Here is a 17,876-nt window from a genome sequence, read left to right as displayed (position 1 = left end):
TTTTCAGGTGCTTGCCAGGGCGGAGAGATAATGTCAGATAGCCGAAAATGCGCGGGATAATGCTGCCGGATGCGGCGTGAATGCCTTCTCCGGCAGGTAAAAATGTTAAACGATGCGGCAGGCGTCGGCTTCCCAGCGATAACCGACACCGTAGACGGCGCGGATAAAAGACTGCTCTTCGTCCAGAGCTTCCAGCTTGCGACGCAGGTTTTTAATGTGGCTGTCGATGGTGCGGTCAGTTACTACGCGGTAGTCGTCATAAAGATGATTGAGCAATTGCTCGCGGGAGAACACTTTTCCTGGTTCATGAGAGAGTGTTTTCAGCAGACGAAATTCCGCAGGCGTCAGGTCAAGCATTTTACCGCGCCATGAAGCCTGAAAACGACCTTCGTCGATAATCAACGGGCTTTCAGCATCCTGTTGCTGCAACTCACGCTGCGGTTTGCAACGGCGCAAAATGGTTTTGACGCGTGCTACCACTTCCCGTGGACTGTACGGCTTACAGATATAATCATCTGCGCCAATCTCCAGCCCGAGCAGGCGGTCGATCTCTTCGATTTTTGCTGTCACCATCACGATCGGAATGTCAGAAAAACGACGAATCTCCCGACACAACGTCAGGCCATCGGTGCCAGGGAGCATCAGATCCAACAGGATCAGATCCGGTGGTGTCTGGCGCACATATGGCAGTACCTGATCGCCGTGGCTGATAAGCGTCGGCGCATAGCTCGCAGCACGCAGATAATCAATAAGCAACTGCCCCAGCTTCGGTTCATCTTCCACGATCAAAATACGTGGCGTGTTTTCGTCGATTGGTAACTCGGTCATACTTCTCTCTGTAAATCCCGTTCCAGCGGTAACTCTACTGTAATGCTTACCCCGCCAAAAGGCGAATGAGCGGCAACAATGCGACCATTATGTGCTTCAACAATGTTAAGACAAATAGCCAGCCCCAGGCCGGAACCGCCGCTGGCACGGTTGCGGGAACCTTCGGTGCGATAAAAACGCTCAAACAATTTTTGCAGTTGATCGTCACTAACGCCCGGTGCACTGTCGGCAAAGGTCAGGCGCACCGTTTTGTCATGTTGCTCGGCAGAGATATGCAGGCTGCCGCCGCTGTCGGTATAGCGCAGGCTGTTTTCCAGTAAGTTATTGAACAACTGCATTAAACGATCGCGATCGCCAAATACGGTAATGCTGTCTGGTAGGGAAAATTGCAGTTTCAGCCCGCGGCTGGCGAAACGCTCACGAAATGCGCCACCCGCGACTTCCAGTAGCGGGATCAGATCCACCGACGATTTCTGGTAGGCGAGAGCGCCTTCATCAGACATCGACAATTGATGAAGATCATCCACCAGTTTGGTCAGTGTACCGACCTCTGCCTGTAAAGAAGCCACCGTCTCCGGCGTGAATTTACGCACGCCATCCTGAATAGCTTCCAGTTCGCCGCGCAGTACCGCTAAAGGCGTGCGCAGCTCGTGGGAGATATCGGCCATAAAATCGCGGCGCATCTGTTGGTTTTTCTCCAGCGTGCTGGCGAGCTGGTTGAAGTCTTGCGCCAGTTTGCCCAATTCATCTTCGCTGGTGGGCGTCACGCGAGTAGTGAAATCGCCCGCTGCCAGTTTGTGTGTACCGTCCACCAGTCGTTTGACCGGAGCCAGCAAACCGCGCGCCAGTGGGAATGTCGCCAGCGCCGCTAACAAGGTAGATAAAGCGACAATCAGCCAACTGGTTTGCCTCTGTTGTCTGTCAAAATTGATGTCGGTATTGCGGGTCAGTCGTTCAACAGGGGAGGCGATCACCGCACCCACTTCCGCCCCATTGACCATAATGGGCCGCCGTGTGCCGTCTGGTGGAATCGGTGCTCGCGGGCCAACCAGCACTTTGTTGTTTTGATCAACCACCCAGAATTGCGTGCGCCAACCGTGTGGCGGCATACCGGGGCCGGGCTTATCTTCGTTGTTATCATGCTCCAGCGAACGTAGGATCTGAAATACAAAGCGATCGTTATTACGCAGGAAGCGCCAGTTCCCGTGCTGGGCGTACTGCTCACCAAGCGCATCGCCGAGCATTTGCAGCCGTTGTTCATTACCATGCTTGATGTAATCGATAAAGCCGCGCTCAAAACTGATACGTACCGCCCAGTGCATCGTGATCAATAAGACAATGCAGGTGGCGAAAATCGCCAGAAACAGTTTGCCGGTAATACCGGGTCGCCAGAACTTCATTGCGCGCTCCTTTTTCGTCGCGAAATAGCGACATTTTGATGCGTATCGTTTGGCACTCTGGCAAAGACAAACGCCGGAAGGGCGATGATAAACGCCATGCTAAGCCAGGTGTACATAAAGACGGTTTGTGTGGTGCTGCTGTCTACGCTGACATGCTGTGAACCAAAAAGCCCCAGCAACAGCCCGGCGATGGTGACGCCGATACTCATCGATAATTGCATAATCATCGACAGCAGGCTGTTGCCGCTGCTCGCCAGATTGTCTGGTAGATCTTTCAGCGTCAGGGTGTTCATGGAGGAGAAACGTGTCGAGTTGACCATTCCTTGTAAAAACAGGACGAACGGCAAAACGTAGTACCAGCCCAGCAGCGCGGTAGTCATAAACAGCAGGGTGACCAGCGACAGGCCCAGCGTGGTCGCCACCAGTACCCGACGATAACCAAAGCGATTCACCACCTGCACTACAATTCGCTTCATTCCCATGCTGCCGAGCACCATCGGGATCATCATCAATCCGGCATGAAACGGCGAGAAACCGAGGCCAATCTGTAAGAAAACCGGTGTCATAAAGGGCAACATGCCACTGCCGATACGTCCGGCAAAGCTCCCCGCCAGGCCCAGCGAAAAGGTACGAGTGCGGAACAGTTTCAGACTGAACAGGGCGCGGTTGTTGTTTCTGGCGTGCAGCAGATAAAGCACCAGTGCCACCACGCCAATCGCTGCCAGTCCGGCAATCGCCTGCGGTGAAAGTCCCGTGCCTTTACTGCCATCCAGCGCCAGCGTTAATACCGCCATGCCGACCGCCAGCAACAAAAAACCGGAGAGATCGAAACGCCGCGTCTGCATGGTGTAGTTTGGCATTAACATCAGCGTGGCGATCGCACCGATAATCCCTACCGGAATGTTGATCAAAAAGATCCAGTGCCAGGACGCGTATTCCACCAGCAGGCCGCCGAGCGCCGGACCAAGCAGCGGACCGACTTGCCCGGGCAGCGTAACAAAGGTCATCGCCGCCATATATTGCTCGCGCGGTACAATTTTCATCACCGTCAACCTGCCAACCGGCACCATCATCGCGCCGCCAACGCCCTGTAACGCGCGTGCCAGCAACAGTTCGTTTAGCGTGCCGGAAAGCGCGCAAAACAGTGAACCGAGAGTAAACAGTACGATGGCGGTAAAGAAAATATTGCGCACGCCGACTTTGTCCGCCAGCCAGCCGCTGGCGGGCAGCATCACCGCCACGGTCAGTACATAAGAGACAATGACCATGTGCATATGCAACGGACTTTCCCCAAGGCTTTGCGCCATTGAGGGAAGGGCGGTGTTTACGATGGTGGTGTCCAGCGACTGCATAAAGAAGCCGAAAGCCACAATCCACAATTGCCAGCGGGTGCTGTCGGGAAGATCTGTCATTTACTCGGTTACCGTTTGTTTAGGTTTACGCGAAAAACGCAGCCGCAGACGGTCAAAAAAGAGATACACCACTGGCGTGGTATACAGCGTCAGAAGCTGGCTCATTACCAGACCTCCGACAATGGTGATCCCCAGGGGTTGGCGCAGCTCCGAGCCGTCACCGCCCGACAATACCAACGGCAGCGCACCAAACAGCGCCGCCAGGGTAGTCATCATAATCGGGCGAAAACGCAGCAGACAGGCCTGGAAAATAGCTTCCTGCGGCGTCAGGTTACCGTGCCGTTGGGCTTCGAGCGCAAAATCGACCATCATAATAGCGTTTTTCTTCACGATGCCGATTAATAGCATGATCCCTATCAGGGCGATTAGGCTGAACGGGGCATTGAACAGCTCCAGCGCCAACAGCGCTCCAACGCCCGCCGAGGGCAGGGTGGAGAGAATCGTCAATGGATGTACGTAACTCTCGTAAAGGATACCCAGCACGATATACACCGTGGCGATGGCTGCGATAATCAGGATCACCTGCGAGTTCATCGTCTCCTGGAATACCTGCGCTGTTCCGGCAAAACTGCCGCGCACCGTCGAAGGCACACCTAGCTGGGTCATTGCGCGGTCAATCGCCGCACTGGCGTCCGAGAGCGATTTTCCGGTCGGCAAGTTGAACGAGATGGTCGAGGCCGCCGATAATCCCTGATGATTCACCGACAGCGGGGCATTCGCCGGTTGCCATTTAGCGAAATACGACAGCGGGATCGCTTTTCCTTCGTTATTAATGACGAACATTTTTTCCAGTGCACTGATGTCCTGGGTATAGCGTGGATCCACTTCCATCACCACTTTATACTGGTTCATGGGCTGGTAAATGGTCGAGATTTGCCGCTGCCCGAAGGCGTTATTCAACAGGCTGTTGGCGGCCTGCACGTCGATTCCCAGTCGTGCCATAGTGTCGCGGTCGTAAACCAGATTCATCTCCGCGCCGTTATCCTGCTGGTCGGAATTCACGTCCGCCAGTTCCGGTAACGTTGCCAGTTTTTTGCGGATTTTCGGCTCCCATTCGCGCAGCGCCGCCAGGTCGTCGGACAGCAACGTGTACTGATAACTGGCGTTCGACTGACGTCCGCCAACGCGAATATCTTGCACCGCCATCAGGAACAGATTCGCTCCCGGTTCTTTCGCCAGCTTCACCCGTAGACGGTCGATAATTTGCTGCGCCGTTTCGCTGCGCTCGTCGCGTGGTTTGAGAGTGATAAACATCATCCCACTGTTCACCCGCGAGCCACCGGTAAAGCCGGTGACATTATCCACTGCCGGATCGTCACGGATAATTTTCATGAAATCCTGCAACTTACCGCGCATCGCCTGAAACGAAATGCTCTGATCCGCCTGTATCCCGCCCATCAACACGCCGGTGTCCTGCTCCGGGAAGAAGGTTTTCGGGATCGAGATATACAGCCAGATATTCAGCGCAATGGTGCCAAGCAGCACTACACCCACCAGACGGGTATGATTGAGCACCCATTTCAGCGACTTGCCGTAGCCTTGTTGCAGAGCAACCAACATGCGACCAAAACCACGCAGACGCTTTTGCTCGCGCGGCTTGCTGGCTTTTAGCATCCAGCCGCACATCATCGGCGTTAACGTCAGGGAAACCAGCAACGAAATACCAATGGCGACAGAAAGCGTCACGGCAAATTCGCGTAACAGTCGGCCCGGCAATCCGCCCATCAACAGCAGCGGCAGGAACACCGCCACCAGCGACAGACTCATCGACAGCACCGTAAAGCCGACTTCGCGAGTACCTTGCAGCGCGGCTTGCAACGGTTTCATCCCCGCTTCCAGATGACGGGCAATGTTTTCCAGCACCACGATGGCATCATCCACCACAAAGCCAGTGGCGATGGTCAGCGCCATTAACGAAAGATTATTGAGACTGAAACCACACAGATACATCGCGGCAAACGTACCAATCAGCGAAACCGGCACCGCAACGGCGGGAATAGTAGTGGCGCGACCCGAGCGCAGGAATAAAAACACCACCAGAATCACCAGCGCCACCGAGATAATCAGCGTTTGCTCGACTTCCTCCAGTGAGGCGCGAATGGTGGGGGAGCGATCCTGGGCAATTTGCAGATCAATCGCCGCCGGAATGGTCTCCTGCAACTCCGGTAATTTTGCCCGGATGCTGTCAACCGTCTGGATAATATTGGCTTCCGGCAGCTTGCGGATCATCAGCAAAATAGCCGGTTTAGCGTTGGTCATCCCGGCGTTGCGCACATCCTGCACCGAATCGGTCACCGTCGCCACATCGCCCAGACGAACCGCGCCGCCGTTGTTGTAATGAATAATCAGCGGTTGGTATTCGGTAGCGGTTTTTAGCTCATCATTGGTCTGTATCTGCCAGCGGTGAGTGCCATCTTCCAGCGCCCCCTGCGGTTTACGCACGTTGGCATTGCTGATGGCAGTGCGCACATCGTCCAGCGAGACGCCCTGATTAAACAGCGCCTGCGGGTTCAGCCCAACGCGCACGGCGGGCAACGAGCTGCCGCCGACATCGACATCACCGACGCCGTCGATTTGCGAAATTGTCGGAGCCAGTTGCGTCGAGGCGAAATCGTACAGTTCACCTTGCGAATAAGTATCGGATGTCAGCGTGAGGATCATAATTGGCGCATCCGAAGGATTCGCTTTGCGATAGGTCGGACGGCTTGGCATCCCACTGGGCAGCAAACTTTGCGCGGCGTTGATCGCCGCCTGCACATCGCGCGCCGCGCCGTTGATATCCCGGTCAAAATCAAACTGCAAAATAATACGCGTGCTGCCAAGCGAACTGCTGGAGGTCATTTCACTGACCCCGGCGATGCGCCCAAGTGAGCGCTCCAGCGGCGTGGCGACGGAAGACGCCATTGTCTCCGGTGATGCACCGGGCAGCGAGGCGCTGACCATAATCACCGGAAAATCGACCTGTGGCAGCGGGGCGACCGGCAGCATACGGAAACCCAGTATTCCGCACAGGGTAATGGCGACCGACAGTAAAATCGTCGCCACCGGGCGGTAAATGAAGAGGGCAAAAAACTTCACTTACGCCTCCTCTTCATGACGGACAAAGCGACTTTTGGTCCACAATGCCAGGCGGTCGAACAGCAGATAAATCACCGGCGTGGTGAACAGCGTCAGCACCTGGCTAACAATCAGGCCGCCGACCATGCCGATGCCTAACGGACGACGTAGTTCCGCGCCGACTCCGGTGCTCAACATCAGCGGCAGCGCGCCAAGCAGTGCCGCCAGAGTGGTCATCAGGATCGGACGAAAACGCAGCAAACAGGCCTGGTAAATTGCATCGCGCGGCGACATGCCTTGCTCGCGCTCGGCAGCCAGCGCGAAGTCGATCATCATGATGGCGTTTTTCTTCACAATACCGATCAGCAAAATAATGCCGATGATGGCGATCACATCCAGCTCACTTCCGGCAATCATTAGCGCCAGCAGTGCGCCAACACCTGCCGTTGGCAACGTCGAGAGAATGGTGATCGGGTGGATAAAGCTCTCGTACAGAATGCCGAGCACGATATACATCGCCACCACCGCTGCGACAATCAGCCAGACAGTGCTGCCCAATGCCGACTGGAAGGCGAGGGTGCTGCCCTGGAATTGTGTGGTGATATCCACCGGCAGATTCAGTGTCTTTTCGGTATCCATAATTGCCTGCACCGCATCACCGAGAGAATAGTTATCCGGCACGTTAAAGGAGATGGTCGTTACCGGGAACTGATCCAGATGGTTGATGGAGAGCGGCGCAAAACGCTGCTCAATTTTGGCAATTGAGCTTAACGGCACCACGCCACCGTCGCTGCTGGTCAGGCGAATGGTATCCAGCGCCGCAAGCCCTGGGGTATTTTCGGTATTGTGCTCCAGCACCACGCGATACTGGTTAGCCTGAGTATAAATAGTGGAAATCAGCCGCTGACCAAACGCGTTGTACAGGGCGTTATCGACGTCCGCCATGCTGATCCCCAGACGGCTGGCGCTGTCGCGATCAACATTGACATACGCCACCAGCCCTTTGTCCTGCCAGTCGCTGGAGACATCAGAAAGCTGCGGCAGCTGCTGGAGTTTTTCCACGAGTTGCGGCACCCAGGTACTGAGCGCATCCAGCGATGTGGCCTGCAAGGTAAACTGGTACTGGGTGCGGCTGACCTGAGTATCGATAGTCAGATCCTGCGTTGGTTGCAGGAAGAGATCGACACCCGGCACTTTATCGACCGCCGATTGCAGACGGGAGATAACTTTTTGCACCCGGTCATCACGTTCATCCAACGGTTTGAGGTTGATCTGTAAACGCGCACTGTTCAGCGACGGGTTAGTGCCATCAACGCCAACAAACGAGGTCAGACTTTGCACTGCCGGATCCTGCAAAATCACATCCGCGACCTGGCGTTGCCGCTGGGCCATATTGGCAAAGGAGCTGGACTGCGGTGCCTGCAAAGTGCCCTGAATAATGCCGTTGTCCTGTACCGGGAAGAAACCTTTCGGAATGAACACCCACAATAGAACGCTCAGCAGCAGCGTGCTGAGCGCCACGCTTAAGGTCAGCCACGGATGATTCAGCACTTTCGCCAGTCCACGACCATAGGCGGCAATTATCCTGTCGAACATTTTTTCCGAGGCCCGGGAGAAGCGGTTCTGTTTACGCAGCGACTCCTGGCTGAGCATCCGCGCGCACATCATCGGTGTCAGGGTCAGCGACACCACGGCTGAGATCAAAATCGCTACCGCCAGGGTAATGGCAAATTCGCGGAACAGTCGCCCGACGATATCGCCCATAAACAGCAGCGGGATCAGCACTGCAATCAGTGAGAAGGTCAGCGAGATTATGGTAAAGCCGATTTCACCCGCGCCCTTGAGCGCCGCCGCCAACGGTTTTTCGCCTTTTTCGATATAGCGGGAAATGTTTTCGATCACCACGATGGCGTCATCGACCACGAATCCGGTGGCGATGGTTAACGCCATCAGCGTCAGGTTATTGATTGAAAAATCGAGAAACACCATAACCGCAAAGGTGCCAATTAACGACAGCGGCACCGCGACGCCAGGAATGATGGTCGCCGGAATATTGCGCAGAAACAGGTAGATAATCATGACTACCAGCGCGATAGCCATCATCAGCTCAAACTGGGTATCGTCGACCGATGCGCGGATATTGGTAGTGCGATCGGAAAGTACCGTCACCTTCACCGATTTCGGCAGACTCTCGGTGAGCTGTGGCAGCATCTGCCGGATGCTGTCGGCGGTAGAGATAATGTTAGCACCGGGCTGGCGCTGAACATTCATCACAATGGCCTGTTCTTTGTTCGCCCATGCGCCAAGCCAACTGTTTTCTGCGCCTTGTTCAACGGTTGCGACATCACCAAGACGAATCGGCGCGCCGTTCTGGTAGGCGATAATCAACTGGCGATATTCATCTGCAGATTGCATCTGGTCGTTCGCGGAAAGCGTGACCGCGCGGGAAGGGCCGTCGAGGCTACCTTTAGCCGAGTTAACGTTAGCGCCGGTAATGGCGGTGCGCACGGTTTCGCTGGTCAGGCCGAGGGCGGCAATCGCCTGGGCGTTAAGTTTGACGCGAACAGCCGGACGCTGACCGCCGGAAAGCGTCACCAGCCCGACGCCGGAAATCTGCGAGATCTTCTGCGCGACGCGGGTTTCCACCATGTCTTCCACTTGCGTCATCGGCATGGCGGTTGATGTGACGGCAAGCGTCATGATCGGCGGATCTGCCGGGTTCACTTTGCTGTAAACCGGCGGGTTAGGCAGATCGCTCGGCAACAAGTTGGTCGCAGCGTTAATCGCGGCCTGCACTTCCTGCTCGGCGACATCCAGCGGTAATGTTAGCTGGAACTGCAAAGTGATAACTGACGCGCCGCCGGAACTTTGCGACGACATCTGTTTCAGGCCGGACATCTGCCCGAACTGGCGTTCGAGCGGTGCGGTAACGGCAGAGGTCATGACATCCGGGCTGGCACCTGGGTAGAGGGTGACCACCTGAATGGTTGGATAGTCCACTTCCGGCAGCGCCGAAACGGGCAGGGCACGATAACCGATAATCCCGGCGAGTAAGATCGCCACCATCAGCAGCGTGGTGGCGACAGGACGCATAATAAACAGGCGCGACGGGCCGCCTGTGCTGCTCGGGGGTAACACCTGCATCAGGAGCGTGCTCCTTTTTTCACGTATTCGCGGCTGGTGGCTTTCTCTTCCGAAGTGGTGGCGCTTTGAGCTTCAACCACTTCCACTTTCGCCCCTTCGGTCAGACGATCAATGCCATCCGTCACTACGCGGTCGCCTGCAGAAATACCTGCGCGGATCACCACTTTCTGACTGTCCTGAATGCCCGGCGTCACCAGATGTTTGCTGACCTTGTTTTCGCTATTCAGCACCCAGACAAAATGGCCTTCGTTGCCCATTTGCAGGGCGGCGGCGGGGATCACCACGGCGTTTTGTTCGGTGTCGACTAACATGCGCGCGTTAACAAACTGATTGGGAAACAGCGCATCATCCTGATTATTAAAGCGTGCTTTCACTTTAATCGTACCGGTAGTGGCATCGATTTGGTTATCGAGACTTAACAGCGTGCCTTCACTTAATTTCTTCGAGTTGGTGCGATCCCAGGCTTCAACAACCAGCGGTTTTCCGGCTTTTTGCGCCTGTACTACGGTAGTGATATCGCTTTCCGGCAGGGTAAAGAGCAAATCGATAGGATGCGTCTGGGTGATCACCACAATCCCGGTGGTATCACCACTGGAGATTTGGTTACCAACATCAACCTGCTTGAGACCAACGCGACCATCGACTGGTGCGGTGATGCGGCTCCAGTCGAGTTGCAGCTGCGCACTGGCGACGCTCGCTTCATCAGCCTTAATGGTACCTTCGGTTTCACTGACCAGCGCCTGTTGGGCATCCAATTCCTGACGGGAGACGAGATTGGTTTTTGCCAGTTGCTGATAACGCGCTAAATCACGGCGGGCGTTGGCTAGTGTGGCTTTATCTTTTGCCAGTTGCCCCTGAGCTTGTGCTAATGCAACTTTGAACTGGCTGGGGTCAATTTCTGCCAGTAAATCGCCTGCTTTGACCTGCTGACCCTCCTGGAAATGTAATGCCATCAGTTGACCATCTACGCGACTGCGCACCGTAACGGTGTTAGCAGCGGTAATCGTACCAAGCCCGGTGAGGTAACGCGGAACCGCCTGTTCCACGGCAGTTGCTGCCTGAACCGGGGCCAATGGGCCGGAACGCATACCACGGCGGCCACCGGCTGGCGACTGCTGTGCTTGCTTCGTCGCACCTGGCGCTGCGCTCTGGGATTCATTGCGGCCTTGCCAGAACCAGAAAGCGGCGATGGCGGCGATAACCACCACGATTACGATTACCCAACGGGATTTATAACTGCCTTTCATCGTTAAGAGTTTCTCTTCCTGAAACGTTTCGCGGAATGATACTAGTGTAGCCAGCCAATAAGGGAGAAAAATGGAGGAATTATGAAACACTGTCGGGAATCGTCTGAATGACGGGCACTTTTGCGAGCACGCATCCAGTAATAACACAGGAAACTATTTTATCTACGCGTTAGCGATAGACTGCATTAAGGGCAAAAGGAGGTAGGCCGACGATTTCAGCGGGACGCTGAAACGGGAAAGCCCCTCCCGAGGAAGGGGCCTTAAATAAGGAAAGGGTCATGATGAAGTGGATCATCATCGTGGTGCTCTTAGTCGTTAGCTACCCAGCTTACTAAGACTACCAGGGCGGGGGAAACCCCGCTCTACCCTCACTCCTGAAAGTATGCCTTCACAATCAGATTGTCAATCCGCAGGCTTTGTAGTCTGCGATCCTGCCAGCAAATATTCTTTGCGAGACGTTACGCAATAATCACAGATGAAACTATTTTATCTACGCGTTAGCGATAGACTGCATTCAGGGCAAAAGGAGGTAGGCCGCCGATTTCAGCGGGACGCTGAAACGGGAAAGCCCCTCCCGAGGAAGGGGCCTTAAATAAGGAAAGGGTCATGATGAAGATACTCATCATCGTGGTGCTCTTAGTCATTAGCTTACCGGCTTACTAAGACTACCAGGGCGGGGGAAACCCCGCTCTACCCTCACTCCTGAAAGTATGCCTTCACAATCAGATTGTCAATCCGCAGGCTTTGTAGTCTGCGATCCTGCCAGCAAATATTCTTTGCGAGACGTTACGCAATAATCACATGTGAAACTATTTTATCTGCAAGTTAGCGATAGACTGCTTGCATGGCGAAAGGAGGTAGGCCGCCGATTTCAGCGGGACGCTGAAACGGGAAAGCCCCTCCCGAGGAAGGGGCCTTAAATAAGGAAAGGGTCATGATGAAGCTACTCATCATCGTGGTGCTCTTAGTTATTAGCTGGCCAGCTTACTAAGACTACCAGGGCGGGGGAAACCCCGCTCTACCCTCACTCCTGAAGTTATGTTACTCCACCCTTATTGTCAATCTGTAAGTCCACGTTCTTGCGGGGCGAATAGCAAAACCCTCTGCGCTTATGGGCCGAATTCTGAAAGTTGCTTTGCCTGCTCTTATTTCATTATTGCAGTCGGTATGATACCGGACCTCAATAATTCTCTAAGAAAGGATTTCTTATGAGCGAACAAATCACGTTTGCCACCAGCGATTTTGCCAGTAACCCGGAACCACGTTGCCCCTGCATTTTGCTGTTGGATGTTTCTGGTTCGATGAGTGGTAGACCTATTAATGAACTTAACGCCGGATTGGTTACCTTTCGCGATGAGCTGCTTGCCGATTCGCTGGCCTTAAAAAGAGTGGAACTCGGTATTGTGACGTTCGGCCCGGTGCATGTGGAACAACCATTTACCAGCGCCGCTAATTTTTTCCCGCCCATCCTGTTTGCCCAGGGCGATACACCAATGGGGGCCGCCATTACCAAAGCCCTGAATATGGTTGAGGAGCGCAAACGTGAGTATCGCGCCAATGGTATTTCCTATTATCGTCCGTGGATTTTCCTGATTACCGATGGCGCACCAACCGATGAGTGGCAGGCTGCTGCCAACAAGGTGTTTCAGGGGGAAGAAGATAAGAAGTTTGCCTTCTTTTCCATCGGTGTTCAGGGGGCGGATATGAAGACGCTGGCCCAAATCAGCGTTCGTCAGCCTTTGCCTCTTCAAGGATTACAATTCCGCGAACTGTTTAGCTGGTTATCCAGTTCGCTGCGTTCGGTTTCCCGCTCCACGCCGGGAATGGAAGTTGTACTGGAAGCGCCAAAAGGCTGGACGTCAGTGTGAGCTGGCGTCTGGTTTATGCATCAGCCGTTGGAACGTCGCACATCAGCGCTGACTTGTCTTGCCAGGATGCCTGCCAGATGCAGGTTGTCTGGCTAAATGACCAGCAGCCATTATTGACGGTATTTGTCGCTGATGGCGCAGGCAGCGTTTCCCAGGGTGGCGAAGGTGCGACGCTTGCCGTCAATGAAGCGATGGCTTATATGATGCAAAAAGTGCAGGGCGGGGAATTGGGGCTTAATGATGTCCTCGCAACGGATATTGTGCTGACCGTTCGTCAGCGACTTTTTGCCGAGGCGGAAGCTAAAGAATTAGCAGTTCGTGATTTTGCCTGCACGTTTCTGGGACTGATTTCATCGCCTAACGGCACATTGATTATGCAGATTGGCGATGGCGGCGTGGTGGTAGATTTGGGTCACGATCTGCAATTGCCGCTCACGCCGATGGTGGGTGAATATGCCAACATGACGCATTTCATTACCGATGAAGATGCCGTTTCCAGACTTGAAACTTTCACCAGCACTGAGCGTGCGCATAGAGTTGCAGCATTTACGGATGGTATTCAGAGACTGGCGTTAAATATGCTGGATAATTCTCCGCATGTGCCTTTCTTTACCCCGTTTTTCAATGGACTGGCGTCAGCAACGCAGGAACAACTCGATTTATTACCTGAATTGTTAAAGCAGTTTTTGTCCAGCCCAGCGGTAAACGAGCGTACCGATGATGATAAAACGTTAGCACTGGCTATGTGGACAGAATGAACATCGCATGGCGGTTGAAGACAACGGTTCAACCGCCAGTTTAAGCAATCAATATAATGGCTGGCTAGCGAACTAATTTTGCTCTTAGCTCGTCGGCTTCTTCTTTTGGATAGGTGACCAATAAAGGATCAATGGTATAACCACCGTAAATTTTATCCCCGCGCGTATACATCCAGTCTGAAATATCTTCTTTCTTGATTTTCCACTCCTGGCCATATTCTACGTTTGTAACAATACCAGGGTCATTGCTTATTATACCAATAAACATGCCGTTAGAATAAGTGACATCCGTGAGCCAGAAATGCTCGGTTTCTCCGCGATCGGTTATCGGGGCTTTGACTGCGAAAGTATCAGCATCTTTTTTATTCATAACTTCGATGAATTGATCGGTTTCTTTCCGCGCATGTTTAATCGCGTCAGACATCGCCTTTTTATCATAACCTCCTGTCACTAACGTATCCGAAATCTCACTAAAGCCCGCGGTAGTAAAAAATAGCAGACTCAACATAAGTAATATCTTTTTCATTTTTTCTCCAGAATCCCTGTGTAGTAAAAGTTAGCAAAAAACCTGTGGAAGTGAATCATTATCAGGTTGGAATTGAATTGTATCCTGATGAAATTGCATTATCATTTTTATTCTTGAGTGGGACTCTTCCAATATAGAAATAATTATAATGGGCAGTGTTATTATTCATTGAAATATAATATGACTGCCCTTGAAACATTATGAAGACAAATATAAAAGTATTTACATCGACAGGTGAATTGACCACTCTCGGGCGTGAACTGGGCAAAGGCGGCGAAGGCGCGGTTTATGATATCGAGGAGTTTGTCGATAGCGTTGCCAAGATTTATCACACACCTCCACCCGCCTTAAAACAGGACAAACTTAGCTTTATGGCTGCGACAGCTGACGCGCAGTTGTTGAATTATGTCGCCTGGCCGCAGGCAACGCTTCATAGTGGACGAGGTGGGAAGGTTATCGGTTTTATGATGCCAAAAGTTTCTGGTAAAGAACCGATTCATATGATCTATAGCCCGGCACATCGTCGTCAGAGTTACCCTCATTGCGCGTGGGATTTTCTCCTCTATGTTGCGCGCAATATTGCTTCATCTTTTGCTACGGTTCACGAGCACGGGCACGTCGTGGGTGACGTAAACCAGAACAGCTTTATGGTAGGCCGTGACAGCAAAGTGGTGTTGATTGATAGCGACTCCTTTCAGATTAACGCCACTGGAACGCTGCATTTATGCGAAGTCGGCGTGTCGCATTTTACGCCGCCAGAGCTGCAAACCTTGCCATCATTTGTCGGCTTTGAACGCACCGCGAATCACGATAATTTTGGCCTTGCGTTGCTGATTTTTCACGTATTGTTTGGTGGGCGGCATCCTTATTCTGGTGTGCCGCTTATCTCTGAGGCGGGTAATGCGCTGGAGACGGATATTGCCCATTTTCGTTATGCCTACGCGTCAGACAATCAGAGACGTGGCTTAAAACCGCCGCCACGATCGATTCCGCTATCGATGTTACCGGGTGATGTTGCAGCCATGTTTCAGCAGGCATTCACGGAAAGTGGCGTGGCAACCGGGCGTCCGACGGCAAAAGCGTGGGTTGCGGCACTTGATTTACTACGCCAACAATTAAAGAAATGTACCGTTTCAGCAATGCATGTTTACCCTTGTCATTTAACCGACTGCCCGTGGTGTGCGCTGGATAATCAAGGCGTTATCTATTTTATTGATCTCGGCGAAGAGGTCATTACCACCAGCGGTGATTTTGTGCTGGCGAAAGTCTGGGCGATGGTGATGGCGTCAGTAGCACCACCAGCATTGCAACTGCCATTACCCGATCATTTCCAACCAGCTGGCAGGCCGCTTCCTTTAGGCCTGTTACGGCGTGAATACATTATTCTGATTGAGATCACACTGTCAGCGTTATCGCTGTTGCTTTGCGGTCTTCAGGCAGAACCGCGTTATATTATTTTGGTTCCTGTGCTGGCGGCTATCTGGATTATTGGCAGTCTGACAAGCAAAGCTTACAAAGCAGAAGTCCAGCACCGTCGTGAGGTATTTAATCGTGCGAAAATGGACTATGACCATTTAGTCAGCCAGATCCAACAGTTGGGCGGGTTGGAAGGTTTTATCGCCAAACGGACGATGCTCGAAAAAATGAAGGACGAAATTCTCGGTTTACCGGAAGAAGAAAAGCGCGCGGTGGCAGCACTTCACGACACCGCAAGGGAACGGCAGAAGCAGAAGTTTCTGGAGGGATTTTTTATTGATGTTGCCTCTATACCCGGTGTTGGCCCTGCGCGTAAAGCGGCGTTACGGTCTTTTGGTATTGAAACAGCAGCAGATGTTACCCGTCGTGGTGTTAAGCAAGTGAAAGGGTTTGGTGATCATCTGACACAGGCGGTTATCGACTGGAAAGCGAGTTGCGAACGCCGTTTTGTGTTCAGGCCGAATGAAGCGGTAACGCCAGCAGACAGACAAGCGGTAATGGCGAAAATGACCGCCAAACGACATCGGCTGGAATCGGCGCTGACTGTCGGCGCGACAGAGTTGCAGCGATTCCGCCTTCATGCTCCTGCACGGACCATGCCGTTGATGGAACCATTACGTCAGGCAGCGGAGAAATTGGCTCAGGCGCAGGCTGATTTAAGCCGCTGCTGAGCCATTTTTCAATTAACGAAACACCACTTCTGCCCAACGTGCCAGCCCGGCGGTAACCGACCCAAAGTCATCGCCGCCTGCAATCGGAATGCCCGGCAACTGTTCTGCCAGCGCTTTTTTAATCAGCGGCGATCGGGCGCTACCACCAGTCAGATAGATGACATCCGGTTTTTCCTGGGCGTTATCCAGCGCCAGTTGCACCTGTTCCAGAATTCGCGCCAGCGGCTGACTGAGTGCGTTTTCCAGCCCTTGTTGGCTAATCAGCGTTGCCAGTTCATCGCTGATAAATGGCAGCGATGCGCGGGTTTCCGCTGCGCTGGAAAGGGCGATTTTGCTCTCTTCCGCGCTGCGTACCAGCCGATAACTTAAACGCTGACGCCAGACTTTCTGTAACAGGGCCACTTTCTTCGGTTCGCGGGCGTCGCGTACCAGATCGTTAAGCAGACGACCGTTAGCACTACTGTAGAAATCACTCTGCGCTGGTACATCGTTGATGGCAACCGCATTCCACCACGGCAGGATCGGCAGGGCGATGCCTTTTTCAGTTTCGCCACCCATGCCCAGTAATGGCATCAGATTTTTAAACGCCAGCGCGATATCCAGATCGTTACCGCCAATACGGCAACCACTGTGACCCAGCAGGCTGGCTTCACGATCGAGGCGCGAACGCCACTGTGGCCCCATTAGCAGTAAAGAACAGTCAGTCGTACCACCGCCGATATCCACCACCAGTACGCGTTTTTCTTCCTGCAAGGTGGCTTCGTAATCCAGCCCAGCCGCCACCGGCTCGTACTGGAATACCACGTCCTTAAACCCGGCACGCTTCGCTGCACGCTCCAGAATCCCTTGTGCCTGGGCGTTTGCCTCATCGCCGCCCAGCCCCTGGAAGTTGATCGGGCGACCAATCACCGCCTGGGTAATCGCTTCTGGCAGCTGTGTCTGGGCCTGCTTGCGAATGTGCAACATCATTGCGCAGACCAGATCCTCAAACAGCGCCACCTGCTGCGGTTTTAAGCCGCTGGCACCGAGGAACGATTTTGGTGATTTAACAAACCACACTTCTTCCGGATCATCAATGTACTGCGCCAGTGAGGAAAGGCCGAACTGCACGCTTTTCGCCGTGACATCGATATCTTCTTCGCGGTTATAACGAATCGCCCGACGTAATAGCGCCTGCGTTTCATTGTCGTCTGCCGGAACATCATGATGGCGGTACAGCCATTCGCTTACCGCTTCACGCGTTGGCGCGCAAAGCATTGAAGGCAGCAGCGTGCTGTCGTTTTCCATTTTCAGTAATTGCGGTTTACCGTCACGCATGACCGCCACTGAACAGTTTGCTGTACCGTAATCAAAACCAATAAACACGAAATAATCCCCATGCCGGTGAAGAAGGGGCGTGACTTTAGCGAAATGTTGCCGTCGCGACAACCGGAATATGAAAGCAAAGCGCAGCGTCTGAATAACGTTTATGCTGAAAGCGGATAAACAA

14 protein-coding genes are annotated in these 17,876 nt (G+C 53.4%); 6 read left to right on the top strand and 8 right to left on the bottom strand.

The features are described from left to right. Positions 1–105: 105 nt before the first annotated feature. From baeR to mdtA, 6 genes are read right to left on the bottom strand one after another with little or no spacing between them, the layout of a single operon-like run. Positions 106–828: an envelope stress response regulator BaeR gene (baeR, locus tag QUF14_RS13040; RefSeq protein ID WP_000137876.1), complete on the bottom strand. Its 723-nt coding sequence runs from the start codon at positions 826–828 to the stop codon at positions 106–108. Continuing rightward, complete coding sequence (baeS, locus tag QUF14_RS13035) at positions 825–2,228, bottom strand: envelope stress sensor histidine kinase BaeS (protein WP_000675173.1); 1,404 nt, start codon at positions 2,226–2,228, stop codon at positions 825–827. Before baeS ends, baeR begins: the two co-directional genes overlap by 4 nt. Beyond that, positions 2,225–3,640 carry an MFS transporter gene (locus QUF14_RS13030; protein ID WP_000130899.1) on the bottom strand — a complete coding sequence of 472 codons (1,416 nt, stop codon included), beginning with the start codon at positions 3,638–3,640 and terminating at the stop codon, positions 2,225–2,227. Before QUF14_RS13030 ends, baeS begins: the two co-directional genes overlap by 4 nt. Next, positions 3,641–6,718, bottom strand: a complete 3,078-nt coding sequence (gene mdtC, locus QUF14_RS13025; RefSeq protein ID WP_000667575.1) for a multidrug efflux RND transporter permease subunit MdtC — start codon at positions 6,716–6,718, stop codon at positions 3,641–3,643. It abuts the gene before it with no gap. Next, positions 6,719–9,841, bottom strand: a complete 3,123-nt coding sequence (gene mdtB, locus QUF14_RS13020; protein WP_001197844.1) for a multidrug efflux RND transporter permease subunit MdtB — start codon at positions 9,839–9,841, stop codon at positions 6,719–6,721. It abuts the gene before it with no gap. Next, entirely contained in the window at positions 9,841–11,088 is a 1,248-nt protein-coding gene (gene mdtA, locus QUF14_RS13015; protein WP_000679023.1) for a multidrug efflux RND transporter subunit MdtA, read from the bottom strand. Before mdtA ends, mdtB begins: the two co-directional genes overlap by 1 nt. Before the next feature lie 278 nt (positions 11,089–11,366). Between mdtA and QUF14_RS28925 the strand changes: the two genes are divergently transcribed. The 5 genes from QUF14_RS28925 to QUF14_RS12995 all read left to right on the top strand — a co-directional run bounded on the left by QUF14_RS28925 (position 11,367) and on the right by QUF14_RS12995 (position 13,714). After that, positions 11,367–11,423, top strand: a complete 57-nt coding sequence (locus tag QUF14_RS28925) for a type I toxin-antitoxin system Ibs family toxin (RefSeq protein WP_100733666.1) — start codon at positions 11,367–11,369, stop codon at positions 11,421–11,423. Between the two features lie 271 nt (positions 11,424–11,694). Further along, entirely contained in the window at positions 11,695–11,751 is a 57-nt protein-coding gene (locus QUF14_RS13010; RefSeq protein ID WP_100733667.1) for a type I toxin-antitoxin system Ibs family toxin, read from the top strand. 271 nt (positions 11,752–12,022) lie between these two features. Then, entirely contained in the window at positions 12,023–12,079 is a 57-nt protein-coding gene (locus QUF14_RS13005) for a type I toxin-antitoxin system Ibs family toxin (protein WP_100249772.1), read from the top strand. A 217-nt stretch (positions 12,080–12,296) separates the two neighbouring features. Continuing rightward, positions 12,297–12,956, top strand: coding sequence for a vWA domain-containing protein (locus QUF14_RS13000; protein WP_000003193.1), 660 nt, complete (start codon positions 12,297–12,299; stop codon positions 12,954–12,956). Next, positions 12,953–13,714: a PP2C family serine/threonine-protein phosphatase gene (locus QUF14_RS12995; RefSeq protein WP_000119088.1), complete on the top strand. Its 762-nt coding sequence runs from the start codon at positions 12,953–12,955 to the stop codon at positions 13,712–13,714. Before QUF14_RS13000 ends, QUF14_RS12995 begins: the two co-directional genes overlap by 4 nt. A gap of 64 nt (positions 13,715–13,778) precedes the next feature. Here the strand turns inward: QUF14_RS12995 and QUF14_RS12990 are convergent, their stop codons facing one another. Beyond that, positions 13,779–14,240, bottom strand: coding sequence for a YegJ family protein (locus QUF14_RS12990; RefSeq protein WP_000722343.1), 462 nt, complete (start codon positions 14,238–14,240; stop codon positions 13,779–13,781). 200 nt (positions 14,241–14,440) lie between these two features. On the opposite strand from QUF14_RS12990, the gene yegI reads away from it, so the two are divergent. Further along, positions 14,441–16,387, top strand: coding sequence for a protein kinase YegI (yegI, locus tag QUF14_RS12985; protein ID WP_000856097.1), 1,947 nt, complete (start codon positions 14,441–14,443; stop codon positions 16,385–16,387). A 12-nt stretch (positions 16,388–16,399) separates the two neighbouring features. Here yegI and yegD read toward each other — a convergent pair whose 3' ends face one another. Further along, positions 16,400–17,752 carry a molecular chaperone gene (gene yegD / locus QUF14_RS12980; RefSeq protein WP_000469747.1) on the bottom strand — a complete coding sequence of 451 codons (1,353 nt, stop codon included), beginning with the start codon at positions 17,750–17,752 and terminating at the stop codon, positions 16,400–16,402. Between the last annotated feature and the right edge of the window lie 124 nt (positions 17,753–17,876).

Source organism: Escherichia sp. HH091_1A, assembly GCF_030295175.1.
Classification (GTDB): Bacteria; Pseudomonadota; Gammaproteobacteria; order Enterobacterales; family Enterobacteriaceae; genus Escherichia; species Escherichia coli_F.
The sequence above is the reverse complement of the archived record's forward strand: the minus strand, read 5'-3'. Positions and strand labels throughout refer to the sequence as shown.

Bases quoted from the DNA above. Each gene is read 5' to 3' on its own strand.
- QUF14_RS13000 (WP_000003193.1), top strand. From the start codon at position 12,297: ATGAGCGAACAAATCACGTTTGCCACCAGCGATTTTGCCAGTAACCCG.
- baeS (WP_000675173.1), bottom strand. From the start codon at position 2,228: ATGAAGTTCTGGCGACCCGGTATTACCGGCAAACTGTTTCTGGCGATT.
- QUF14_RS12990 (WP_000722343.1), bottom strand. From the start codon at position 14,240: ATGAAAAAGATATTACTTATGTTGAGTCTGCTATTTTTTACTACCGCG.
- baeR (WP_000137876.1), bottom strand. From the start codon at position 828: ATGACCGAGTTACCAATCGACGAAAACACGCCACGTATTTTGATCGTG.
- mdtB (WP_001197844.1), bottom strand. From the start codon at position 9,841: ATGCAGGTGTTACCCCCGAGCAGCACAGGCGGCCCGTCGCGCCTGTTT.
- mdtA (WP_000679023.1), bottom strand. From the start codon at position 11,088: ATGAAAGGCAGTTATAAATCCCGTTGGGTAATCGTAATCGTGGTGGTT.
- yegI (WP_000856097.1), top strand. From the start codon at position 14,441: ATGAAGACAAATATAAAAGTATTTACATCGACAGGTGAATTGACCACT.
- QUF14_RS13030 (WP_000130899.1), bottom strand. From the start codon at position 3,640: ATGACAGATCTTCCCGACAGCACCCGCTGGCAATTGTGGATTGTGGCT.